The 24,925-nt window shown below is 37.9% G+C and carries 22 protein-coding genes; 7 read left to right on the top strand and 15 right to left on the bottom strand.

Going from position 1 to position 24,925, the window contains the following annotated elements; all coding sequences use genetic code 11:
• Nucleotides 1–11: 11 nt before the first annotated feature.
• The 10 genes from flgB to ACHJH3_RS03780 form a co-directional block, all read right to left on the bottom strand.
• Nucleotides 12–449 carry a flagellar basal body rod protein FlgB gene (gene flgB, locus ACHJH3_RS03735; RefSeq protein ID WP_407063634.1) on the bottom strand — a complete coding sequence of 146 codons (438 nt, stop codon included), beginning with the start codon at nt 447–449 and terminating at the stop codon, nt 12–14.
• 65 nt (nt 450–514) lie between these two features.
• Nucleotides 515–1,189 (bottom strand): leucyl/phenylalanyl-tRNA--protein transferase, encoded by a 675-nt coding sequence (aat, locus tag ACHJH3_RS03740; protein ID WP_407063635.1) that lies wholly within the window; start codon nt 1,187–1,189, stop codon nt 515–517.
• A 23-nt stretch (nt 1,190–1,212) separates the two neighbouring features.
• Complete coding sequence (locus ACHJH3_RS03745) at nt 1,213–3,378, bottom strand: AAA family ATPase (protein ID WP_407063636.1); 2,166 nt, start codon at nt 3,376–3,378, stop codon at nt 1,213–1,215.
• Nucleotides 3,378–3,689: an ATP-dependent Clp protease adaptor ClpS gene (locus ACHJH3_RS03750; RefSeq protein WP_173030830.1), complete on the bottom strand. Its 312-nt coding sequence runs from the start codon at nt 3,687–3,689 to the stop codon at nt 3,378–3,380. Before ACHJH3_RS03750 ends, ACHJH3_RS03745 begins: the two co-directional genes overlap by 1 nt.
• The gene (locus ACHJH3_RS03755) at nt 3,679–4,284 is read right to left on the bottom strand and encodes a thioredoxin domain-containing protein (protein ID WP_407063637.1); all 606 of its coding nucleotides are present in this window, start codon (nt 4,282–4,284) and stop codon (nt 3,679–3,681) included. The genes ACHJH3_RS03750 and ACHJH3_RS03755 overlap by 11 nt, the downstream gene beginning before the upstream one ends.
• A 57-nt stretch (nt 4,285–4,341) precedes the next feature.
• Nucleotides 4,342–4,797, bottom strand: a complete 456-nt coding sequence (gene smpB / locus ACHJH3_RS03760) for an SsrA-binding protein SmpB (RefSeq protein ID WP_172200569.1) — start codon at nt 4,795–4,797, stop codon at nt 4,342–4,344.
• A gap of 7 nt (nt 4,798–4,804) precedes the next feature.
• Nucleotides 4,805–5,548 carry a 4-(cytidine 5'-diphospho)-2-C-methyl-D-erythritol kinase gene (locus tag ACHJH3_RS03765; RefSeq protein WP_407063638.1) on the bottom strand — a complete coding sequence of 248 codons (744 nt, stop codon included), beginning with the start codon at nt 5,546–5,548 and terminating at the stop codon, nt 4,805–4,807.
• Complete coding sequence (csrA, locus tag ACHJH3_RS03770) at nt 5,545–5,775, bottom strand: carbon storage regulator CsrA (protein ID WP_173030833.1); 231 nt, start codon at nt 5,773–5,775, stop codon at nt 5,545–5,547. The genes ACHJH3_RS03765 and csrA overlap by 4 nt, the downstream gene beginning before the upstream one ends.
• Nucleotides 5,769–6,590, bottom strand: coding sequence for a tRNA pseudouridine(55) synthase TruB (gene truB / locus ACHJH3_RS03775; protein ID WP_407063639.1), 822 nt, complete (start codon nt 6,588–6,590; stop codon nt 5,769–5,771). The genes csrA and truB overlap by 7 nt, the downstream gene beginning before the upstream one ends.
• Nucleotides 6,587–8,665, bottom strand: coding sequence for an ATP-dependent helicase (locus tag ACHJH3_RS03780; protein WP_407063640.1), 2,079 nt, complete (start codon nt 8,663–8,665; stop codon nt 6,587–6,589). The genes truB and ACHJH3_RS03780 overlap by 4 nt, the downstream gene beginning before the upstream one ends.
• 182 nt (nt 8,666–8,847) lie before the next feature.
• Between ACHJH3_RS03780 and ACHJH3_RS03785 the strand changes: the two genes are divergently transcribed.
• Nucleotides 8,848–9,720 (top strand): LysR family transcriptional regulator, encoded by an 873-nt coding sequence (locus tag ACHJH3_RS03785; RefSeq protein WP_407063641.1) that lies wholly within the window; start codon nt 8,848–8,850, stop codon nt 9,718–9,720.
• A 48-nt stretch (nt 9,721–9,768) separates the two neighbouring features.
• Here the strand turns inward: ACHJH3_RS03785 and ACHJH3_RS03790 are convergent, their stop codons facing one another.
• The 4 genes from ACHJH3_RS03790 to sstT all read right to left on the bottom strand — a co-directional run bounded on the left by ACHJH3_RS03790 (nt 9,769) and on the right by sstT (nt 16,511).
• Nucleotides 9,769–12,819 carry a TonB-dependent hemoglobin/transferrin/lactoferrin family receptor gene (locus ACHJH3_RS03790; RefSeq protein WP_407063642.1) on the bottom strand — a complete coding sequence of 1,017 codons (3,051 nt, stop codon included), beginning with the start codon at nt 12,817–12,819 and terminating at the stop codon, nt 9,769–9,771.
• Nucleotides 12,820–12,985: 166 nt separating this feature from the next.
• Complete coding sequence (locus tag ACHJH3_RS03795; RefSeq protein ID WP_407063643.1) at nt 12,986–13,429, bottom strand: hypothetical protein; 444 nt, start codon at nt 13,427–13,429, stop codon at nt 12,986–12,988.
• The gene (locus ACHJH3_RS03800) at nt 13,423–15,141 is read right to left on the bottom strand and encodes a M3 family oligoendopeptidase (protein ID WP_407063644.1); all 1,719 of its coding nucleotides are present in this window, start codon (nt 15,139–15,141) and stop codon (nt 13,423–13,425) included. The genes ACHJH3_RS03795 and ACHJH3_RS03800 overlap by 7 nt, the downstream gene beginning before the upstream one ends.
• Nucleotides 15,142–15,254: 113 nt before the next feature.
• Nucleotides 15,255–16,511, bottom strand: a complete 1,257-nt coding sequence (gene sstT, locus ACHJH3_RS03805; protein ID WP_407063645.1) for a serine/threonine transporter SstT — start codon at nt 16,509–16,511, stop codon at nt 15,255–15,257.
• A 144-nt stretch (nt 16,512–16,655) separates the two neighbouring features.
• On the opposite strand from sstT, the gene metK reads away from it, so the two are divergent.
• Nucleotides 16,656–17,864: a methionine adenosyltransferase gene (gene metK / locus ACHJH3_RS03810; protein WP_407063646.1), complete on the top strand. Its 1,209-nt coding sequence runs from the start codon at nt 16,656–16,658 to the stop codon at nt 17,862–17,864.
• A 127-nt stretch (nt 17,865–17,991) separates the two neighbouring features.
• On the opposite strand, the gene ACHJH3_RS03815 is transcribed toward metK, so the two are convergent.
• A complete protein-coding gene (locus ACHJH3_RS03815) occupies nt 17,992–19,302 on the bottom strand; it encodes an apolipoprotein N-acyltransferase (protein ID WP_407063647.1) in 1,311 nt (436 codons plus the stop codon).
• Between ACHJH3_RS03815 and yajC the strand changes: the two genes are divergently transcribed.
• From yajC to leuS, 5 genes are read left to right on the top strand one after another with little or no spacing between them, the layout of a single operon-like run.
• Nucleotides 19,275–19,556, top strand: coding sequence for a preprotein translocase subunit YajC (gene yajC / locus ACHJH3_RS03820; RefSeq protein WP_169942038.1), 282 nt, complete (start codon nt 19,275–19,277; stop codon nt 19,554–19,556). The genes ACHJH3_RS03815 and yajC overlap by 28 nt on opposite strands.
• On the top strand, nt 19,549–21,129 hold the full coding sequence (secD, locus tag ACHJH3_RS03825) for a protein translocase subunit SecD (RefSeq protein WP_407063648.1): 1,581 nt from the start codon (nt 19,549–19,551) through the stop codon (nt 21,127–21,129). The genes yajC and secD overlap by 8 nt, the downstream gene beginning before the upstream one ends.
• Nucleotides 21,130–21,131: 2 nt before the next feature.
• Nucleotides 21,132–22,103, top strand: coding sequence for a protein translocase subunit SecF (gene secF, locus ACHJH3_RS03830; protein WP_407063649.1), 972 nt, complete (start codon nt 21,132–21,134; stop codon nt 22,101–22,103).
• A gap of 9 nt (nt 22,104–22,112) precedes the next feature.
• Entirely contained in the window at nt 22,113–22,451 is a 339-nt protein-coding gene (locus ACHJH3_RS03835) for a DUF6394 family protein (RefSeq protein ID WP_173030845.1), read from the top strand.
• Between the two features lie 8 nt (nt 22,452–22,459).
• Nucleotides 22,460–24,925, top strand: coding sequence for a leucine--tRNA ligase (gene leuS, locus ACHJH3_RS03840; protein WP_407063650.1), 2,466 nt, complete (start codon nt 22,460–22,462; stop codon nt 24,923–24,925).

The raw sequence follows: 24,925 nt of genomic DNA on the forward strand, positions 1-24,925 counted from the left end.
CTTAATTTCCTTTAAATCTTGCTACTTGCTTCAATCACGCTTTTAAAGTTCGCGCTATCGCGCTTCATTGCGTTATCAAGCGCAGTTATCATGATCGCATTTTTGCTAAGCTCGGTTGTCTCTACATCAAGATCGACCGTGTTGCCGTCATTTCTAGCCATGTGTCCGTCACGAAGAAAGATCGTAGCTAGCTTTGAGTTGGGAAATTTTACCTTTGGCAAATGAGCCTCGTCAGTATTGGCAAGCTCAAGCTCTTTGCTTTCTTTTTTGCCGTAAATTTCAGCCGCTCTTTCGCTTAGAGCGCTTTCAAATGCGATATCGCGTGATTTATAAAACGGCGTGTTGATGTTTGCGATATTGCTTGATATGAGCTGCTGGCGCAAATTTCTGCTAGCCAGTGCGCTTTCTACTAGCTGTTTTGATTTTGAACTTGATATTCCTGCAAACATCTTTAGCCTTTTTGATTAAATTTCACTAGATTTATAAGCAAGTTTTGTTCCTAAAATTCTAAATTTTAAACTAAATTTTGCAAATCTTTAAAATTTTCAAATCCGCTTGTCTCTTTTTTTAAAATTTCAAATATTTTTAAAAACTCATTGCGCTTCATAGCTTTTGCGCCCATAAATTTAAGGTGATTATTCATCACTTGACAATCAATCATAAAATCAAATTTGCCTAAAGCCTCGCAAAGCTTTATGAGAGCGACTTTTGAAGCGCCTGTTTTTAGGCTTATCATACTCTCTCCACAAAAGACTTTGCCAAAAACTAGCCCGTAAAGTCCGCCGATTAGTTTTTCATCCTCATAAACTTCCACGCTATGAGCATATCCGGCTTTAAACATGGCAGTATAGGCTTTTATGATGTTATCGCTTAGCCAAGTGTCTTCCTTTGCGGCGCGTTCGTTTTTGCAAATTTGTAAAAAACTTGCAAAGTCGTGATCAAATTTGACGTTAAATTTTTTAAGTGCGGATTTTATGCTTTTTTGGATTCTGATATCTTTTGGAAATAGCACTGCGCGCGGGTCGGGACACCACCAGCATATCGGCTCGTGCGGTAAAAACCAAGGAAAGATTCCTTTGTCGTAAGCTTGTAAAAGTGCCTCAACGCTTAAATCTCCGCCTATGCAAAGCGGAGCATTTGAAGGAGCAAGGCTTGGATCGGGGAAGTTGTAAATTCTTGTAAATTCCACTTCCAGGCTCGCTCTTATCTGTTTTATTTTGCTAATTTATCAAATTTAAAATCTAATTTGCCGTCTTTTACACCGATATTTAAAACACCGCCGTTTTTAAGCTTGCCAAACAAAATTTCCTCGCTAAGCTTGGTTGAAATTTCATCCTGGACCACGCGCTTTAGATTTCTAGCGCCAAATTCCTTGCTGTATCCTTTTTCCCAAAGGTATTTTTTGGCTTTCATGTCGGCTTTGATGACCACTTTTTTATCTTGCAAGCTTGCGCTTATCTCATCTAGTATCTTTTGAGTTATGAGGGCTAGCACATTTTCGTTTAGGTCGTTAAAATGCACTATTGCGTCGATTCTATTTCTAAATTCCGGGCTAAAGAAATTTTTAACCGCACTATCTGCTTTGCCGCTTTCATCCTTGCTAAAGCCCATTTTAGGAGCCTCTTTTGAGCCTAAATTTGATGTCATTATGATGATGGTATTTCTAAAATCGCTCTTTGCGCCGGTATTGTCGGTTAGGCTTGCACTATCAAAAATTTGTAAAAATACGTTCACAAGCTCGTCGTTTGCCTTTTCTATCTCGTCAAATAATATCACGCTATAAGGATGCTTTTTGATAGCATTTGTAAGCATGCCTCCACCTTCAAAGCCGACATACCCCGGAGGCGCTCCGATGAGTCTTGAAACGCTATGTTTTTCCATGTATTCGCTCATGTCAAAGCGCTCGAAATTTATGCCTAAATTTCTTGCCAGCGATATGGCTAGCTCGCTTTTACCGACTCCGCTTGAGCCTGTAAATAAAAACACTCCGATGGGAGAGGTTGGGTTTTTAAGCCCGGCGTATGAGCGTTTGATCGCATCGGCTAGAGTTTTAACCGCGCTATCCTGACCGAAAATTTCAGCCTTGAGTTTGCTTTCTAAATTTTTAAGAAATGAGATATTGTCAGTCTTTAAATTTGTATCAGGGATGTTTGCTATCTTGCTTACGACCGCGGTTATATCGCTTTGTTTGACCTTGGTATTTTTGGCTTGTTTTAGCGAGAGGCTGGCTCCGACTTCATCTACCAGATCAATGGCGCTATCGGGTAAAAATCTATCGTTTATATATTTTTTAGCCAACTCCACGCTTAGTTTTAAAATTTCATCGCTATATTTTACACCGTGAAATTTCTCGTATTTACTTCTAAGCCCTTTTAAAATTTCAAAGCTCTCATCTATGCTGGGCTCTTCTACGTCAAGCTTTGCAAAGCGTCTTGAGAGAGCTTTTTCTTTCTCGAAAAAGCTTCTGTATTCCGCATAAGTAGTAGCGCCGATGCAGCGAATAGCACCGCTTGCAAGGGCGGGTTTTAGTAAATTTGACATATCAAGGCTTCCGCCGCTTGTAGAGCCCGCGCCTATGATCGTGTGAATTTCATCTATAAAGATTATCGCGTTTTCTTGCTCGCTTGCCTCATCTATCACGTCTTTTAGGCGTTTTTCAAAGTCACCTCTATATTTTGTGCCTGCTATCATAGCGCCCAAGTCAAGAGCGAAAATTTGCACATCCTGAAGCTTATCGGGCACTTGTTTATTTGCAATCTTAAGCGCTAAGCCCTCAACTATGGCAGTTTTTCCGACACCCGCTTCTCCTACAAGCAAGGGATTGTTTTTCTTTCTGCGGCTTAAGGTTTGCATCATGCGTTCAAGTTCAACTTCTCTTCCGATAAGCGGATCTATCTTGCCCTCTCTTGCAAGATCGGTTAAATTTATAGAGAATTTTGATAAATTTTGAGCTTTATCGCTCTTTTCTGCTTGTTCTTGTTTTAGCTTATCCGCTTCAACTCCATAAAATTCAAGCGCTTTTGCACAAAAGCTATCCTTGCTTGTAGCGATTTTATAGAGCAGATCTTTTATTCCGATATTTTTATTTTGAGTTTTTACCTCATCGCCAAGCTCTTTGAAAATTTGCTCCAGCAAAAGGGTCATGCGAGGATGCTTAACCGGCGTTATGCGCTCGTTATTTTGCGAAAGATATTTTTTTAGGTCGTTTTTAAGAGACTCTATATCGTTAAGACCAGCTGCTATGAGTATATCTCTGCTCTCTTCGTTTAGATTTATAAGCACGAAGAGTATGTGCTCGCTAGTTAAGTATTCGTGAGAATTCGAGTAAGCAAACTGCTCCGCTTTTTCTAAAAAATAGCTTAAATTTGAATCCAGCATTACTCCTCCTCAACCTTTACTTTTAAAGGATACCCGGCGCCAATCGCAGCTTTGCGCACGTCTTCTTGCTTACTGAGTGCGATTTCCTTAGGATACACTCCACAAATCGCACTTCCTTCATTGTGCACTTTAAGCATTATCGTTATAGCGTTTTGGGCACTATGATGAAAAATTTGCGTTAATACATCAACCACAAAATCCATACTCGTAACATCATCGTTTAGCAAGATGACTTTAAATTTCTTCGGAAACTCCAACTTGTCTTTTAGGCTTGTAAATTCGTGTTCTTGCTTGCCTGTTTTAGTTGGCATTTCTAATGCGCTCCATATCCTTTTCAAGCTTGCCCATGTGAATTCCGCCAAGATAGTAAGGCACTCCGAAATTCCCACTTCCGATATCGGTTAGTGTTTGATAAATGCCGTTTTTAAGCACCATTTTAATCGGCACCGATTCAAGACGTGGATATTTGATGTCTTCAAGCAGTTGCGCGCTTATCTTGTCATTTATAGGCATATCGTTTGATATAAAATAGTAAGCGTTGTATTTTTGTGCGAAATTTTCGATTACGTACTCGTTTGTTACGTTTTCAAAATGAGTAAGTCCGATAAGTATGAAATCTTTGTCGTTTTTAAGCTGATAATCCATAAGTTCAGGCGCTTCTTTTTGGCATGGCGGACAAAAAGTTCCAAAAATATCAAACATAATGATTTTGCTTTCATCGCCTTTTATCACAAATCCGCCATCAACTCTTTTTAGAGTTAGCTCCTTGCCAAATACGCTTGTAAGCTTAATCTCTTCGCCTGTTTTGTATCCTTCTATTTTTTTAGGAGCTTTTGCGCTCTCATCCTCTTTGCCACAACCCACTAAAAATAGCGCACATAAAAGCGCTACAAATATCTTTTTCATCTCTTTCCTTTTTTTAGTTTTTATAGATTTTACGAAAAAACGCTCAAATTTGCAAGGCTAGATATATCTTTTCATGGCGGCACGAGCCTCTTTATCGGCTTCGCGTTTTTTGAGACTTTCGCGCTTATCGTGCAAATTTTTACCTTTTGCAAGAGCGACTTTTACTTTAACTATATTTTTATCGTTTAGATAAAGTACCAGCGCAACCAGCGTTAGCCCCTCTTGCGTAACCGCACCAAACAGCTTATCTATCTGCTTTTTGTGCATTAAAAGCTTCCTTGGCGCTCTTTCATCGGGTCTAAAGTGCGAATGCGTCGTATCCAAGTGGCTGATGTGAGCGTTTAGCAGAAACATCTCGCCTTTTATCACACGCACGAAGCTGTCTTTTAGATTTGCCCTTCCTGCGCGCAAAGCCTTTACTTCGCTACCTTTTAGTACGATACCCGCTTCAAAAGTTTCAAGTATAGTAAAATCATGAAGCGCTTTTTTATTTTTTGCTAAGTCCTTGCCCATTTTTCTCTCATTTCAAACAAAACACGCTGCTTCCGCTTCCGCTTAAAAACATATCTTTATATTTTTGCATTTGCGGATAAAGCTTAAAGCATGGTGCATAAAGATCGTTTAGTTCGCTGTTTTTATAGCCTGCAAGCAGTTGCTCGCTAGTCAAATTTGACATTTTGTTCGCTAAATTTGCGTCTAACCTGTTTATAAAATTTGCTCTAAATTCGCTATAAACCGCAGGAGTTGAAGCGAAAATTTCAGGAGTAAATAGCTCTAAACTTGGAATTTCATCTTTAAATTCCTCTATCACTTCGCCTATGCCGCTTACGTTTGCAGCCTCAAAATCGCTTACGAAAAACGCCACGTCAGCTCCGATTTGCTCGGCTATCTTGTAAAGTTTTTCGCGTGGAATTTTTAAATTAAGCTCCTCGTTTGTCATCTTTAAAAATGTCGCTGCGTTACTGCTTCCGCCGCCAAGTCCTGCGCCTATCGGGATGTTTTTATTGATTATGACTTTATGCGAGCTAAAGAATTCATTAAGCTCGTCTTTAAAGCCTGCGTTTTCAAGTGCTTCTTTTGCTTTTAAGACTATATTGTTTTTTATGTTTTGATTATTGCATTCTACGCTAAATTTGTCCGAGCGAACGAAATTTATATCGTCAAAAAGCCTGCGCCAAAGCACAAACCTAGAAACTATCTCATGATAGTTTCCTCTGGTTCCGATAACTTTTAAAAAGATATTTATCTTTGCAAAGCTTTTCATTTTTGTATTTTTTTACTAAGCTCGCTTAGACTTGCATCATCGGCTAAATTTATAGCCTCTTTATTTTTGCTTGCAACCTCCTGAGCAAGCTCGGAGCGTAGTATAATCATATTTTTAGGAGCCTCTATACCAAGCTTAACGCCGCTTTTTGATATGCCAACGACCGTGATCTTGATATCCTTACCAAGAAGTATGCTCTCATCTTCTTTCCTTGAAAGTATTAGCATAGTTTAGCCTTGTTTAATCGGTACGTAACCGTTTGATCTTTTATCTCAATGATGCTTAAAAATTTATCAAAAGATATTAAATATATTTTATTTTCTCTCTCTTTGAAATCCGCCGCATTTAGCTTCTTGCCGTCCATTAAGTCTCTTGTATCGCCTAGGTATTCATTGCGCGGTAGGTTTAAAATTTCAAGAGGATTGAGGAATTTTTCGTTTTCAAATTTTAGCCCGCCTTCGCTTTGTCTATGAAGCGCGCTAAGCGTAGCTTTTTGACCTAGTTTTGAGGCTAAAATTTGTGCGTAAGATCGGATGTATGAGCCTTCATTTACACTTAGCTTTACCGTTAAAAACGGATGCATATAGCTTAAAATTTGAGCTTCATATACTCTCATGATCTGCTCTTTAAGCTTAAATTCCACTCCTTCGCGAGCGAGTTTATAGGCTCTTGTGCCGTTTATATGTTTTGCGCTAAATTTTGGCGGAGTGTAAGCTATCTCTCCCGTTAAATCGCTTAAAATTCGCTTTATGTCGCTTAAATTTAGCTTTTTTACGTTTTTTACTTCGCTTATATTTTCATTATCCAGACTCTCGCTTTGTGCCCCAAACCAAATAGTAGCTATGTAAACTTTTGGCGTTTTATTTATGTAGTTAAAAAATCTAGTATAGCTTCCGAGTGCTACTAAAAGACACCCGCTTGCAAAAGGATCAAGAGTGCCTGAAAAGCCTGCCTTTTTCACGCCATATTTACGCTTTAAGCGTGTTAAAAAGCGGTTTGAGCTAACTCCTATGGGTTTATTTGCAACAAAAATCGCGTTCATACGACTTTTTCAACGAAGCTTGACATGATATCACGCTCTATGCCGCCGAAATTTATGCTGAGTTTGAGCTCTTTTTTGACTTTACTAACGCCGGTAACGCGACCTATGCCGAAAATTTTATGTTTTACCAAATCGCCTTTTTTATATTCGTTTGAAGTTTGCGTTTGGATTATAATGCTTCCGGAGCATACGCCCGCTTCATTTAAAAACCTGCTTCTTTCAAGTCTTGTGCGCTGTCCTTTGTAAAATCTTGAATTTACGCAGCTTAGCGTGAGCGTTTTTTTGGCTCTTGTTATGGCTACGTAAGCCAGTCTTCGCTCCTCTTCTATGTCGCTTCCTTCGCCGATTAGCGGGAAAAATCCCTCCTCAAGACCGATTACGAAAAGATGATCAAATTCAAGCCCTTTGCTTGCGTGTATGCTCATGATTGATATGGCGTCTTCGCTTATGCCGTCTTGCTCGCTTTGAAGAGTTAGTTCGTTTAAAAATTCTTCAAGCTCGAAATTTGGATTTTGCTTTATCTGATCTTTTATCATCGCATAAAATTCATCGATGTTTGCTACTCTTTCAGCTCCGTCAGGCAGGCTTTCGTAGTATTTTTTGATACCGAATTTCGCTTCAAGCTTATCTATGAGCTCATATAAAGAGTCGCACTCTTTCAGATCTTTTAAATTTAGGACAAATTCGTTAAGTGCGGATATGATTTTTTTGCTAAACGCTTCATCTTTTTCATCTAAATTTAAAATCGCTTCAAAAATGGAAATTTTGTTTTCGTAGGCTATCTTTTCTATTTTGGCTAGACTTACTTTGCCAAGTCCGCGTTTAGGGCGATTTATAATACGCTTGATTGAAAAATCATCGTTTTCATTTGTGATAAGCCTTAAGTAGCTGATGACGTCTTTAACTTCGGCTCTTTCATAAAATTTCACTCCGCCGACCATTTTGTAGGGGATTTTTTCTTTATTAAGACCCTCTTCAAGCGAGCGAGAAAGGGCGTTTATGCGGTACAAAACGGCTATATCGCTTGCGTCTACGCCTTTATTTAAGAGATCTTTTATATGCTTTGCTATCTTGCTAGCTTCCATACTCTCATCGTTTGACTCCAGAAACACTATCTCTTCGCCTGCTTCTTTGGTGCTTACAAGCTTCTTTCCAAGGCGGTTCCTGTTGTGATCTATGAGCTCGTTTGCAGCTTTTAAAATCGCACTTGTGGAGCGGTAGTTGTGCTCTAGCCTTACTATTTTCGTGTTTTTAAATTGATCTTTGAAATTTAAGATATTTTCTATCTTTGCGCCTCGCCAACCATAGATGCTTTGATCATCATCGCCTACTACGCAGATATTTTCGTGAGTTTTACATAGCTTGCGAAGTAGCTTATACTGCAAATCGTTTGTGTCTTGGTACTCATCTACCATTATATAGCGGTATCTTTTGGAAATTTCGTCAGCCAAGCCTTCGTTTTGATCTAAAATTTTATAGGTTAGGCAGAGTAAATCGTCAAAATCAACAAGATTGTTTGAGCTTAGATACTCTTCGTATTGTTTGTATGAATTTGCGATCTTAAGATAGTATCCGTCTTTGTTTTTGGACGTGTCACTATAAAGGCTTAAATTTGCAAATACATCCTCAACACTTAAAAGAGAGTTTTTAAAATTTGAAATTTCGCTTGATAGGGCAGGGGTTGGAATTTGGCTTTCAAAGCTTTTTAAAATTCTTTTTTTATCATCGGTATCAATTATTACGAAGCTATTTTTGCGATTAAGATTATCTATATAAAATTTTAAGAACAAAAGCCCGAATTTATGAAAGGTGCAAAGCAGGGGAGTTAAATTTTTACTATTTTCGCCAAGCATATTTATGGCTCTTGTTCGCATTTCGTTTGCGGCTTTGTTTGTAAAAGTAAGCGTAAGGGTATTTGCAGGATCTATACCTACTTCGCTTATAAGATATGCAAGGCGAGTGGTTATCGTTTTTGTTTTGCCGCTTCCTGCGCCTGCAAGTATAAGCATAGCGCCGTCTAAATGAGTTGCCGCTTCTCTTTGTTTGTCATTTAAAGATTTTAAAAATTTTTCCATTAAATTTCCAAGAAATATATTTAGTGTATTTAGATTGTAACACAACAACCTTAAAAATCAGCGTTTTTAATATCTATTTCAGTGTAATTTTAGTATTTATTACTATAATTATTCGATGCGTGATATTATAATTTTTCTTAATAATATTATGTTATCTTAAAAAAAGAAAAGAGAACAAGAGTATGATTAACGATTTTAGTAAAATTTACACTTTTATGGAGATAGTCAAAGAAAGAAGCTTTTCAAAAGCTTCAAAATCCCTTGGTATCTCTCAACCGGCAGTTACTTTACAGATCAAAAAGCTTGAGGAAATCTTAAAAGTAACTCTTATAATGCGTAAGAAAAACGGCATAATCTTAACCAGAGAGGGTGAAAAATTTTACAAACTCTGTCTTCGCTTTGAAAACGCAATGTTTAGGTTTAAGGATGAAATTTCTCATATAAAAAACGATAAAGCGCCTCTTGTTATCTCAACTACACAGCTCATAGGCGAGACTTTTATGCCGCTTATGCTTGATAAAATTTTAGAAGTGATTGACGCCGAGCTTGATATAAGGATAAAAGAACAAAACGAACTGATCGCACATTTAAAAGACAGAAGAAGCGATATCTGTATCATCTTGGAGCAGTCGCTTGATGAGAATTTGATTACTAAAAAGCTCTTTGACTACGAAATTATCTTGGTCTCAAACAAAAAACTCGTAGATAGCGTCAAGCTTGAGGAGCTTTATAAATTTAAATTTATTAAAGATAGAACCAAGTCTTATTTAAACGACTTTTTTAGCAAATACGGTATTAATTATGCCGATTTGAAAAGCGCTTATTTGCTTGACGGCTCAATAATGGTTCAACGAGCGATACTAAACAACTTTGCAGATGATTATGTAACGTTTGTGCCAAGATTTTTGGTTGAAGAGCATATTAAAAGCGGAAAGTTGTTTGAAATTAAAATGAATAAGATAAAGCTTGTAAGAACGGTTTATGCTGCTGCTCTTAAGGAAAATGAAGATGTCTTGAATAACTTTATAAAGATTAAAAACGGCTTTGAGTTTTGATTAATAAAGTATAGTAGGTTTAAAACCTACTATACTTCTACTTACTAACTAAAACGTAAATTCAAATGTAAATTTGAAGTTTCTTCCAGGTGCGTAAAATCTATTTATTCCTTTTCCTGTATCTTGATTTATTAAATTGCTTGTTCCGAAAGGTCTTATGGATCTTGCACTTTCCCAAGTCAGATATTTTTCATTAGTGATATTGTGGGCACCGAATCTCAAAGTTAAGTTTTTGATTGGACTATAAAAAGCTATCATGTCTATTGTGGTATATCCGTTACTTCTCCACTTCAGATAACTGTCTTTTTTCCCTTCTTCCTTCCAAAACATGTTGTATGTTTCCGTTTTCTTTTTAGCTGACACTCTTGAGATATATAAATCTGCTCCAAATTTTTCATTTGGTGAAATATAGCCGAGTGTATATATTGCAGTGTGAGGCTGTATAGCATTCATTGGCACCATTTTGCCTTCATCGTCTTGAACTCTTCCTTTTTGGTAAGAGTATTTTATACCTGCACTAAATCCGTGTAACGGTTTATAAATTTGATCCAAGAATAGTTTTGATTCTATTTCAAATCCTCTAACGAGAGCTTGTGATTTATTTACATTTTGCCATATAGAAAATTGCTTCCCTCGACCGCCCGGTAAAATTTTGATCTTTCCATTTTCCTCTTTTATGGCTAAATTCCCCGCATTATCAAAATTTGCTCTGCCTATAAATTCAAGGTCTAAGAAATTTTTATATCTGCTTTCAAACAAATTTAATCTTACAAAACTTGGACTATTGTGCAGAGTAAATGCTACCTCTTTTGTCTTGGCGATTTCTTGTTCTAATCCTAAATTTGGGAGCACCGTAAAATCAGGATGTTTAAAAGTAAAGTAAATTTCATCTGACGTGGGAGCCCTAAAGCCTTTTGCATATTTGAACTGCATTCTGAAATAATCAAGAGGATCTATTGTCGCAGCCAAAGAGTATGTGTGTTCTCGAAACTCTTTTGGTCGAGCTATATGAGCGATGTTTTCTTGAGGATTTATTACATCGTTGTAATGCTTTGCATCCTTGTAGACTTTAAATTTTTTCTCAAATTCTGCTAAGTCTTTATTAAACTGCTCCTCTTTACCTGGATCAAATGTAAATTCTCCTGTAGCATAGTTTGTAGATCCGTATCTCCAGTTTTTTGTAGGTCTATCATACTCTGATACTGCCGGCGGTAAGGTTTTTAGAGGCACAAATATTCCTTTTACCATATCGTTTGGAATTTTTGGAGTTGAACCAGGGATGTAGTTTGGTCTATGTTTTATCTTGTCAAATCTGTATGTAAAATCAAAACTGACATAGTTATTAACTTGAATTTCATCTCCTATGTAAAAAGATCCATTTTTTGTCTTGACGGGAATTAAAAAAGATTCTTCAGGCATTGTTATAGGACACTTATCTCCTCCGGATGCCATGGTACATTCGTCAAATACGGGAGTCGGACCTTTTATGGATAAACCAGCAAACATCTTATTCCACCACTGATGATTCTTGTAGTTTGTACCTGTTTTATTAACCATGTTTTTTTGAGAGTGAGAGTAAAGTCCTCCGTAAGTCAATGTATGCTCTATGGATTTGGTTTCAAAAGATTTGCTTGCCTCAAAATCAAGTTGTTTAGTATCTGTATTTAAATCCCTCTCTTTCCAAAGATTTGTTAGATGCCCCGGCTGATTTGGAAGTGCTACATAATAACTAGATGGATTTTTTATCTGAGCATAGTTTTTGTTTTCTGTATATGGAATAAGTTCGACATGCTCAATCACAGGGTTGCTATAACTTCTTTTTAAGACGGACAACCCTTTTGAACAATCGTAAAATTTGCAGTTTATATATACCTCGTTTCCTCTATATTCTTTAAACTGCTTACCTGTTGCTAAAATATTTCCGTGGGCATCCACTAAGTCAGGTTGTGAGTCAGAATTTTTTTGCTTTTTTGCTACTTTGACTCCATTTTTGTCTACCAAATGTCCTTCTTTATTAAAGTGTATTCCGCTAGGATTTGATATGTCCGTACATTTATCGCCTACACAGTAATCATCATTTCTTGCTCTTGTTTGTATTTTTTGATTTGAAAAATTTATTTTAAAAGTATCCCAAATAGGAGTTTCGTCAAAATTTTCATAGCCAAAGGAGACATTTTTTCTACTTGTTTTATCGTTTGTGTGTCTTATCGCTTTTTTATCATCTTTTTCATATTCTGCAATTAAATTGTATGATAAATCTTCTCCTATTGACGATGTTTTTGAATTATCGTACATTAGGGAGATACGATTTGTTTCGTTCGGATTAAAAGATAACTTAAGGAGAGTGCTATTTTTTGAAATTTTATAAGGGTCTGATTTCTCTCTTTCTTTTCCAAGTCTTAGTCCGTCATATCCTTTGTATCCATAGTTTTCAAACTCTTTTCCATTTCGTTTAGTCTTTATAAAAAGTATGTCAAACATTTTAAGCCTGGCTGCTAAAGTATGAGATTGCATAAATTGGTTGTTTTCTGTTGAATATCCACCTTTAAAACCATAAAACCAATCTTTTTCTATTAAAAAATCCCTCGCGTCTTTTGTTTCAAACATAACAGATCCGCCAAGAGAGCCACTGCCGACTTTAACAGAATCCGCGCCTTTTGATATAGTAGCTTGTTTTAAATTTTCTATCTCAACTCCGTTTCTTGTGTTATTAAAGTTGCCATATCCTTCAAATAACTCTTTAAATCCTTGTGAGCTTATCGTTTCAGCTTGACGCAGACCGTCCACCGTTATCGCGACGCGGTTTTCATCAACTCCTCTGATGGAATATCCACTGGCTCCAAAACGACCTTTCTCAACCGCGCTTACACTGGTTTCATATCTAACCAAATCCCTTGTATCTGAAACCTGCTCTTTGGTTAATGTTTTACTACTTTTTTTGATCTCTCCGACTTTCTTTTGTAAAGGATCGTCTTCAGGACTATCTGTTATAGTTACCCCTCCTAACTCCACTTGATCTACATTTTTGTCCTCCCCTTGTAAATTTAAGCCCATTCCCAAGATGGCTAGAGCGACTAATGAAAATTTAAGTTTTCCCATATATTAAGCCTTTTTGAAGTTGATAAAATTTGTAATTACAATATTCGTTATTATAAAGCAGACAATGATAATAAATATTAGTTTAAACACATATTAAATATATTATTTATGTCGGATAAAATATGAAATTTTATTTTGTGTTAGTATAAAAGCAAATAGAAAAGCTTTATTTCTTAAAAAGCTCTCTATTTTTTGGATTTGACATGAACATTGACATGGATTTTTCCGTTTTGTTTTTGTTTTCTTTTTCTTTATGAATTGCAAAATTTATTAAAATCGGGCTGTTTTCAACCAAAATTTGAACTATCGCACCAAGCGGAAAACTAACGAAAGAGGCGAAATTATCCGCCCCAAAACCCGCTTCAAAGCTAAGCTCATCCCCACTAAGTCTTGCGCTTTGAAACGTATATCCGTCAAGTGTAAAAACTATCACCGGAGGCCTAAACACCGAGCTTATCTCTGTGGGTAGTTCGGGATTAAATTTAACCAAGTCCAAATTTGCCATCACGGAAAACGGCTGATCGTTTTGCAAAAGATAATCAATGCACTCATAAACGTGCATTTTCATAAGTAGTCCGAATTTCTCGTCGTCTAAGATATCCTCTAGCATTTTAACTCCTCAAATTCATCAACAAGCTTCTTAACCTCTTTTATGCCGATATCCCAAAATTTCTCGCTCTCTATATCAAAGCCAAATTTTGCAACCATATCTTTTGGGCTCATACTTCCGCCAAGACTTAAAAATTCAGTATAAATTTCCACGAAATTTTTGCATTTTCCGCTTTTGTAAAGTCCAAATATCGCAAGAACTAAAAGCTGCGCATAAGAGTAGGCATAACAATAAAACGGCGAGTGTATGAAGTGCGGTATATAGCTCCACCAAATTTTATAATAATCATTTAAGGTAACGCTTTTGCCAAACATCTTTTTGCTCTCTTCAAGCCAAATTTTGTTTAGCTCCTCAAGTGAAATTTCACCTTCATACGCATGAACTCTGCGCTCGAAAGTAGTAAAATTTATCTGGCGATAAAGCGTGGCAAATATATCTTCTATCTTTCCTGCCAGAAGTGAAATTTTGTCTTTATCGCTTAAATCTTTCTTGATGTAGTCAAACACAAGCATCTCGCAAAATACCGATGCGGTCTCGGCCGTAGTAAGCGGCGTATCCGAATTTAAGTAGCCTACCTTGTAAGATAAATGCTGATGTATAGCATGACCCAGCTCGTGAGCCAAGGTAAAAAGATCTCTTCTGCCGTCCGTGTGATTTAGCAGCACATAAGGATGAGCGTCGCTTGAGCCTGAGTGGCTAAATGCTCCTCCGCGCTTGTTTGGCGTAGGATAGACATCGCACCAGCCTTCTTCAAACGCTCTTTTGGCGATCTTTGCAAATTCGGGACTAAAGTCGTTAAACGCTTTTAAAACTATCTGTTTGCATTTGTCGAATTTATACTCGCCGTCTCCTTCAAGAGGTGCGTATCTATCGTAATCATAAAGCTTTTTATAGCCTAAAATTTTACGCTTCTTTTCATAAAATTTACTAACTAAATTAAAATTTTTCTCAGCTGTTTTTATGAGCGCATCTACGCTTTGCTTTGTGATCTGGTTGCTTTCGTGTCTTGGCTCTTCGGCGCTTTTGTATTTGCGTAGCTCGCAGCTTGTTTTTAGGCTTGTTTTTATCATATTATATATGTATCCAAGCAAATGCTGATTTTTAGCTAGCGTATCGCTTAATGATTTTGCCGCAAGCTTTCGCACGCTTCTATCTTTATCGTGAAGCTTGCTTAAAATTTGCTCTTCGCTTAAAAGCTCATTTTTGAATTTAAATTTAAGATTACTCATTGTTTCGTCAAATAGTCTTGCAAAGCCGTCTCTTCCCGTATTTGCAGTGCGAAGCAAGACCTGCTCTTCTTTTAAGCTCAGCTGATGAGCCTTTGACTTGGCGAGATTGCTTAAATAGTATCCATGAGTTTTTGAAGCTTTTATAATCTCTTGTTGTTTTTCATCTTCAAATTCGTTAAATTTGATCTCAAAAAAGAGCAAATTTTCTTGAGCCTTTGTAGCAATCTCTTCAAATTTAGCGTAAAACGCTCCTTTTGAAGTGTCTTTAGCAAATACTAAAAAGGCATAAGTCATAACTTTTGAAATTTTAGCAAGCAGTTTTTCATATTCGCTAAACGCTTTTAAAAATTCATTTGTATTTAAATTTGCAAATTTATCCGAATAAGTTTTTTCAAATTTTTCACACTCTTTTTTTAAGTTTAATGCTGATTTTTCAAGCTCTTTTTCATCCTTAAAAAGAGGTTTTAGATCCCAACTCGTCATATATTTTCCTTAAAATTTTTAGAGTATTTTACACAAAATTTGTCTTAAATTTATAAAAGTTATAGTTCAAAGAGGAAATTTAGCGCCAAAAAGACGCTAAATTTATTAAAGATTTATTCTGTAGTTTGTGAAGCGATAGCCGTAAATACAACGTCAGAAGAGCTATTTACCGCAGTTTCAACCGAGTCTTGTATAACTCCGATGATAAATCCTATCGCAACTACTTGCATCGCGATATCGTTTGAAATTCCAAAAAGTGCGCAAGCAAGAGGCACAAGAAGAAGCGATCCGCCCGCAACACCAGAAGCTCCGCAAGCTCCGATAGCCGAGATAAAGCTAAGAAGCAAGGCGTCTCCGAATGTTACCGTTATCTCAGGTATCGAATTAACTGCAGCAAGCGCAAGGATACTGATAGTAACGGCAGCTCCGGCCATATTTATAGTAGCTCCAAGCGGGATAGAGATAGAGTAAAGCTCCTCTTTAAGACCAAGTTTTTTGCAAAGCGCGATATTTACAGGGATGTTTGCAGCCGAACTTCTTGTGAAAAACGCCGTTACGGCACTTTCTTTGATGCAAGTCATGATAAGAGGGAAAGGATTTTTCTTAGTTACCACAAAAGCTATAATCGGATTAACGATAAATGCAACTACAAGCATGGCTCCTACAAGCACGGCTATTAGCTTGAAGTAGCCTTTAAGAGCCTCAAACCCTGTTTCGTGTATACTGATGGCAACAAGTCCAAAGATACCAAAAGGTGCTAAACGAATAACAAATCTTACTATCTTAGTAACCCCCTCGCTTACGTCTGAAAATACTTTTTTAGTTTCAGCCGAGCATCCTCTCATAGCTATACCACCGCCCACAGCCCAAGCGATGATGCCTATATAGTTACCCGTAGCTATAGCTTGAAGAGGGTTTTGAACTATCTTAAACATAAGATCTTTTAAGACATCAACTACGTTTTGAGGTGCGCTCATGGCAGCACTCTCAATCCCTTTTAGCACAAGTTCGACAGGAAAAAGAAAACTAGTCGCAACAGCAACGCAAGCTGCTAAAAATGTACTAATAAGATATAAAACAACGACTTTTTGCATGCCTTTTGCGTTGCCAAAGTCTTTGGTTATTATCGAAGTTGCAACAAGAACGAAGATCAAGATAGGTGCAACTGCCTTTAAAGCACCGACAAATAAACTTCCAAGTATCGAGATGGAATTTACGATTTTATTAGCAAGTTCGGCAGATTCACCGCCCGAAACAACTTGGGCATTACCCCAAAAGCCTATAACGGCGCCCAGAAGAATTCCGATTAGAATTTGAACGATTAGGTTTCCGTCGGCAAATTTTCTTGCCATATTGCAAACTGCACTCATGTGTTTACCTTAAATTTAAATTTGAAAAAGCCTAGTATAGCAAACAAACCTGAAATTTTAAACAAATTCTAAGCGATTAATATGGATTTTATTTTGAAATGTTACAATTTCAAAGTTTTAAAAATACCCATTTTAAGGAAAAATATGTATCTATTTACATCTGAAGTCGTAAGCCCGGGGCATCCTGATAAATGCGCAGATATCATAGCAGATAGCATCGTGGATACCATCTTGACTCAAGATCCAAACGGAAGAGTCGCAAGCGAGGTTTTTGTAGCGGGCAAAAATGTAATAATCGGCGGAGAGATAAATTCGAAAGTAAAATTAAGTTTTAAGGATTATGAAGCCATAGTCAAACATGCGCTAGCTAAAATAGGGTATGACGGCAAGTCAAATTTCACTAAAGAGCAGTGTTTGCACCCTGATGATATCGAAGTTAAAGTTTGCATTAATCAGCAAAGTAGCGATATCAATCAAGGCGTAGATCAAGCTAGCGGCGAGATAGGGGCAGGCGATCAGGGCATAATGTTTGGTTTTGCAAGTTGCGAAGCGAGCGAATATATGCCAGCGGCTATTACTTACGCAAGAATGCTTTGCGATAAAGTGTATAAATTTGCCAAAGCAAATCCCGACAAGCTTGGAGTTGATATCAAAACTCAGGTTACTATTGATTACGGCACCAAGGATAACTTTGAAAATTGTAAGCCCGAAAGCATACATACCATAGTGGTTTCGGCTCCTTGCGTAGAGACAATGAAGATAGAAGAGCTTAGAGCTCTTGTACAAGAACTTATAGACGGCTCAAATTTACCAAAAGAACTTTACAAAAAAGAAAAGACACTTATTTATATAAATCCTACGGGCAGATACGTAAATCACAGCTCGCTTCACGATAGCGGCTTGACAGGCAGAAAGCTTATCGTAGATAGCTTTGGCGGATACGCTCCGATAGGAGGCGGTGCTCAAAGCTCAAAAGACTATACGAAAGTTGATCGTAGCGGACTGTATGCTGCTAGATGGATAGCTAAAAATATTGTTGCTGCAGGACTTGCTAAAAAGTGCATAGTGCAACTAAGCTACGCTATCGGAGTTGCTAAGCCCACTTCCGTTAGTGTAGATACTATGGGAACGCATATAGAAGGCGTAAATGACGATAAATTATCTGCTTTTGTAAGCGAAAATTTCTCTTTGACTCCACGCTGGATAAAGGATAAATTCGGACTTGATAAACCCGGCAAAGATACGTTTTTATACGCAAAGGTAGCCGCAAAAGGACAAGTCGGAAATGCTAAATATCCTTGGGAGAAACTTGACGCGATAGATACGTTTAAGGCTTTAATTCCTCATAAATAACGGACTTGGAATAAATTTTCTTAGCCTGCTTCAGTAACATACTGCTCTGTATGACTCTTTGTAGGCAAGAAAATTTCTTTTAAACTACTCTGATTCTGTCTTGAATATAAAATTTAAATCTTACTTCTTAAAATTTGCTATTCAAAATTTTCTTTATCAAACTCTCTTTTGGTGTTATAACCTCGCTTTTTGAGCCGTTTACGCTGTGATAAATAGTTTTATTATATTTGGTTGAGTAGTATTTAAGCAAAAGGCGCTGTAAATTTGGCTCTGTTGAAGGCACGAACCAGCCGTTGTTTGTGATGGCTATCATTACGTCAAACTCACCCTTAAACAGTTCGTCTCGCGTAGCTTCATAGCAAATCGCATTGCGAATTTTAACTCCGTCTATCTCATAATCGCTAACCGAATTTGCGGTTTTAAAGTCCTTGCCGCCACCAAAAAAGAGCTTATTTATCAAATTTTTCATAAAATTTGGAAGTGGAATTTCTTCGCCGAAGGGTACTAGCACAAGCTTATCAAAGCGTTTCATTTCGCCTTTATCAAAGAAAAAAGTCGAGTTATAGCTTTGAGAATTTTCGTAAGCAAGAGCGCCTGCGATGATAGCGATTTTTTGAGATTTCTCTTTAAGCTCGGCAGTTAAATTTCGCTCCTGCGTCATAAATGTCGGAAATACACTCTCAGGCATAATTATAGCTCTTTTGCCCTCATTTATCGCCTCATCTATCATCTTTAAATTTTCATTTATAAACTCGTTTTTAAGTGATTTTTCCCATTTTAAAGCTTGAGGGACATTTGTGGCTGTAAGAGCTACTTCAAAAGGTAAAATTTTAGCTTTAGCATCATCATACTGAACAGCAAAAAGTAAAAGCGTGATGAAAGCTAAAAATTTAAGCTTGGTTTTTATGTAAAACAGCGATAAAATCGCACTAAATACAAAAACAAGCCCGTATAAATTCGGCTTAAAAATTCCAACAACAAATATCACCTCAAAATTTAGCCAGTTGAAATTAAAAGGATGCAAATTTGAAATTAAAATAAGTAAGACCGCTTTAAGCCAAATTTGATTAGGAATTCCTGCGATAAAAAACATAACTCCATACACGATACCAATAAATAAAATTTCAATCGGGATTAGATAGCCAAAGTCGTAATAAATAAGGCTAAAACTGATCCAATAAAACCACAAAATTCCTACGAAAAATCCTGTCGTAAAAAACTCATAGCGATTGAATTTAAAAAGTAGGTAAAAGCCTAAAATGGCAAGAAACGGCGAGATGAAATTTAGCACTTCAGAATCAAAAAGCGAAAGAAATATAAAATTTGATATCAAAAATGCACTAAAAAAGGCTTTTCTTATAATTTTAGTGCTAAAATATTTGATTAAAAAATTTTTTACTAAGGAATACAATGCAAGAAGGCAATTTTTTAGCTTCATTACTACCTCTGATCGTGCTTTTCGCGATTTTTTACTTTTTGGTTATCAGACCGCAGCAAAAACAGCAAAAAGAGCATCAAAAGATGCTTGCAGCCCTAGAAAAGGGCGATAAGATCATCACTGCGGGCGGACTTTATTGTGAAGTCATAAAACCTGAAGACGATTTTATCAAAGTTAAACTTAATGACGATGTAATAGTGCGCATAGGACGCGAGTTTGTCGCTAGAAAAATCGAGACCAAAGTCAATGCGTAGCGCAAAGGTAACATATAGGCTCGTTATATTTATCATCGCTTTGGTTTTAGGTATAGGCTTTTCCGCACCTTCGTTTTTTAAGGATATGGGCGGAGCTAAGATTAGCCTCGGGCTTGATCTTCAGGGCGGACTTCATATGCTACTTGGCGTAGAGACCGAGGAGGCGATACACTCTAAAGTAAAATCAATCGCTTCAAGCATTAACTACTATGCAGGCAAAGAAGATATCCTGATAGATAACTTCAAAATTCGTCAAGATTATGTAAATTTTGAGCTTTTAGATAGCGATGATCAGCGCAAGATAGATGACATGCTTAAGGAGATAAAAGGGCTTGATGTAACCAAAGAAGCCCTCAAATACACCATAAGGCTAAGTGATAGCGAAAAGGCTGAAACAATAGAGTATGCCATAAATCAAGCTGTTGAAACCATAAGAAATAGGCTTGATCAGTTTGGTTTGGCAGAACCTACCGTGGCAAGACAAGGCGAAGAAAAGATACTTGTAGAGCTTCCGGGCGTAAAAACACAAGCCGACGAGCAGCGCGCTAGAGAGTTAATCGCAAAAGCGGCGCATTTGCAACTGATGGCTCTTGATGAGAAAAGACAACCACAGGCAAATACTCTAAGCGCCGCAGAGGCCGAAAGCTACGGTAGTATCGTTTATCCTGACGTTAAAAATGAGCAACAAAAATACGCAGTAAAAAATATCCCCGTTCTTGACGGTTCTATGCTAACTGACGCCAGAGTGGCTTTTGATCAGCGCACGAACGCTCCCGTGATCAGCTTTACGCTAAATGCCGAAGGTGCTAGAATTTTTGGTGATTTTACGGGTGCAAATGTCGGCAAGCGTCTTGCTATAGTGCTTGACGGCAAGGTTTATTCCGCACCTGTTATAAATGAGCGCATAGGCGGAGGAAACGGACAGATAAGCGGCGGATTTAGCGTAGAAGAAGCTCATGACGTGGCTATCGCTCTTAGAAGCGGTGCGCTTTTAGCTCCCGTAAAGATGCTTGAAAAAAGAAGTATCGGGCCAAGTTTGGGCGCTGATAGTATAAACCAAAGTATGACGGCTCTTGCAAGCGCAGGAGTGCTTGTAGTGCTATTTATGATAGTTTATTACGGATTTGCGGGAATTTTGGCAAATTTTGCTCTGATCGCAAATATCTTGATACTTGTTGCTGTTATGGCTATGTTTGGTGCCACTTTAACCCTGCCTGGCATGGCGGGCGTGGTTTTAACCATAGGTATGGCGGTTGACGCAAACGTAATTATAAACGAGCGTATAAGGGAATTTTTACGAGATGGGCACGGTATAGCGGCAAGCGTCAAAAAGGGCTATGAAAATGCCATGAGTGCGATAATAGACGCAAATTTAACCACCCTAATAACATCTGCAGTTCTTTACGCATACGGCACGGGTCCCGTTAAGGGGTTTGCCGTAACTATGAGTATAGGTATCCTAGCTTCCATGCTTACCGCCATACTCGGTACTCGCGGAATGTTTGACGCGCTTATGAACAGGATAGAAAAAAGCGGCAATACGCAAATTTGGTTTGGTTACAAGAGAGGATAATAATGCAAATTTTTTCAAAAGCACATGTTTATGATTTTATGGGCAAGCGTTATATTGCTCTTGCGTTTTCCGCTATCTTGTTTTTCGGTTCGATTTTTTTGCTTGTTACCAAGGGGCTAAACTACGGTATCGATTTTTCTGGCGGAACGCTTATACAAGTAAAATATGAAGACAAAGCGCCTCTTGATAAGATTAGGGCGGCACTTGCTACCGATGAGACGTTTAAAAACGCTTCGGTTACCGAATTTGGCTCTGATAGCGAAGTTGTTATTAGATTTTCGTCTTCAAATTCAAGTATCGGAAGCGACGTGGGCGCTAGTGTAAGTGAGCTTATTAAAGATACGGGCAAATTTGAAATTCGCCGTGTAGATGTCGTAGGACCAAAAGTAGGAAGCGAGCTTAGACAAAAAGGAATGATGGCTATCGGCATATCTCTTGTGGGAATTTTACTCTATATAGCGTTTAGGTTTGAGTGGAGATTTGCGATGGCGGCGATCGCTTCTGAAATTCATGACGTTGTAATTACTCTTGGAGCTATTAGTCTTTTTGGCATAGATGTGAATTTAGACACTCTTGCGGCTATTCTTACGGTAGTCGGATATTCGCTAAATGATACTATTATCATATTTGACCGCATTAGAGAGGGTATTAAAACCAGTAAGAACTCGGATCTTGACGTTATCATCAACGAATCGGTTTCTGCAACTCTTTCAAGGACTATATTAACCTCAGGAACGACTTTGGTTGTCGTTGTTATATTATTCCTTTATGGCGGCGACATGATAAACGGCTTTGCCTTAGCGCTTATAGTGGGAATTTTAGCAGGTACTATCAGCTCTATTTATATCGCTTCTCCGATACTTCTTTGGTTTAAGTTTAGCGTAGATAACTATAGGGCCAAAGAGGCTGAAAAGATGAAAGTAAGAAAAGAGCGAGAGCGACATAGGGCTATGTTTGAAAAAGGCGTTGTGTAAGGAGGATTTATGAACTGGGGAAAAGTTGTTTATATATTTTTCGCGCTGATGAGTCTAACGACTACGGCGGGCTTTTTGTATGACAAAAACGAGATAGCGCTATTTGTAGCGGCAAGCGTAAATTTAGTCTCTACACTGCTTAAAATCGGTGTAAAAAATGTCTTATCAGCCGAACTGTTCGCTAGTTCGCTTGTGGCTGATTTGCACCTTATACCTGCGTTTGTAGTGCTTCAAACAACAGGAAATATGACCGTTGTTTATTCGCTTGCAATCGGTGCTGCCATCGCAAACTTTTTTTCACTTTCGCTTGTTCTGGTTGAAGCAGGCAAGACTCAAGAAGAATTTTAGGAGATAAAATGGCTGAAAATTTGAAGTATGACGCCTTAAAAATTGAGAAAAAATGGCAAGAAATTTGGTTAAAAGATGAAGAATTTGAGCCAAAAGATGATTATAGCTTGCCTAAAAAATATATATTAAGCATGTTTCCATACCCAAGCGGACGTATCCACATGGGGCACGTAAGAAACTACTCAATAGGCGACGTACTGGCAAGATATTATAGAAAGCAAGGCTATAACGTGCTTCATCCGATAGGATTTGATAGCTTTGGTATGCCTGCTGAAAATGCGGCTATACAGCATAAAATTCATCCTAAAATTTGGACTTATGAAAATATTGATTATATGAGAAAAGAGCTTCACTCTCTTGGATTTTCATTTTCTAAAAACCGTGAATTTGCATCGTCTGATCCGCTTTACACCAAATACGAGCAGGAATTTTTCATCAAAATGTATGAAAAGGGACTTGTTTACCGCAAGAATGCCGTGGTGAATTGGTGCGAGCACGATCAAACCGTTCTTGCAAACGAGCAGGTTGAGGATGGCTGCTGCTGGAGATGCGGAAATAGCGTGATCCAGCGTGAGTTGCCGGGGTATTATCTAAAGATAACCGATTATGCCGAGGAGCTTTTGGCCGATCTTGAAAAATTAAAAGACAAGTGGCCAAATCAAGTAATCACTATGCAGGAAAACTGGATCGGAAAGAGCTTTGGTCTAGAGTTTAAATTTAGCCTTGATGAGGCTTCAAAAGAGCTTTTAGGCGGAGAAATTCAAGGATTTGAAGTTTTTACTACTCGTCCTGATACTATTTACGGAGTTAGCTATACTGCACTTGCTCCTGAACACAAAATAGTTAAAAAGCTACTTGAGAGCGGAAATTTAAGCTATGAAGCAAATGAGAAAATAAAATCGATGCTAAATCAAAGCCCAAGAGAGCGCCAAGCAAGCGAAAAAGACGGTGTCTTTTTAGGAATTTACGTAATTCATCCTTTAACGGGCGATAAAGTGCCTGTTTGGGTTGCGAATTTTGTTTTGGCTGACTATGGAAGCGGAGCTGTTATGGCTGTTCCTGCGCATGATGAGAGAGATTTTGAATTCGCTAGTAAATTTAGCTTGCCTATTAAATGGGTAATTAAGCCTATTGATAGCGAAGCAGACAGCTCAAAAGCATTTACCGAAAGCGGAATTTGTATAAATTCGCCACTTATAAATGGACTAAATAATGAAGAAGCAAAGCTTAAGATTATAGAAAAATTTGAGAGCGAAAAAATCGGAAAAAGAGTTGTGAATTTTAAAATTCGCGACTGGGGAATTTCTCGCCAAAGATATTGGGGTGCGCCTATTCCTATGATTCATTGCGATAAGTGCGGGGTAGTTTGCGAAGATATTAAAAATTTACCCGTAACTTTACCTGATGATGTTGAGATAACGGGCGAAGGCAATCCTCTTGATAAACATCCAAAATGGAAGCATGCTAAGTGTCCAAAATGCGGCAGTGATGCGATTCGTGAAACCGATACTATGGATACGTTTTTTGAGAGTAGCTGGTATTTCGCCAGATATGCAAGCGATCATAAGACTTGGAATGAAAAAGCCTTTGATGAAAAGAGCGTAAATTACTGGATGAACGTCGATCAGTATATCGGCGGGATAGAGCATGCGATACTACATCTTTTATATGCGAGATTTTTTCAAAAGGCGCTTAGGGATCTTGGGTATTTGCGCGATGATGAGCCTTTTGAGAGGCTGCTTACTCAAGGAATGGTGTTAAAAGACGGCAAAAAGATGAGCAAAAGTAAGGGCAATGTCGTAGATCCTGACGATATAATTAAAAACTACGGAGCCGATACTGCAAGGCTGTTTATACTATTTGCCGCACCTCCTCAAAAAGAGCTTGAATGGAACGATAGCGCGGTTGAAGGTGCGTTTAGATTTTTAAATAGGCTTTATGATAAAGCAGGAAGCGTTAAGAAGTGCTCTAAAATTCCTGACATTAATCACTCTGAGCTTAATAAAGAAGAAAAATACGCTCGCGCAAAAGTCTATGAGGCGCTTAAGAAATCTCAAGAGGTATATACTCAAAGCTTTACTTTTAATACCCTCATAGCTGCGTGCATGGAGGCTTTAAACGCGGTAAATGCGCAAAGCAACGAAGATGTAACTACTGAAGCGTTTTTTATCATACTAAATTTGCTTGAGCCGATCGTGCCTCATATCGCAAACGAGTTAAGCGAAAATTTATTTAACAGAGCAAATTTTGGCACTATTGAGATAAAAGAAGAGGTGTTTGAAAAAGATAGCCTAAATTTAGCCATTACGGTAAATGGCAAAAGAAGAGGCGAGGTTGAAGTGCCAAGCGATGCTAGCGAAGCTGAAATTTTAAAATCGGCTAAAGAAGCCGTATCTAAATGGCTTGAAGGAAAAGAGCTTGTAAAAGAAATTTATGTGCAAGGAAAGCTTGTAAATTTGGTGGTAAAAGGTTAG

This window comes from Campylobacter canis (genome assembly GCF_045504005.1).
Lineage (GTDB): Bacteria > Campylobacterota > Campylobacteria > Campylobacterales > Campylobacteraceae > Campylobacter_A > Campylobacter_A canis.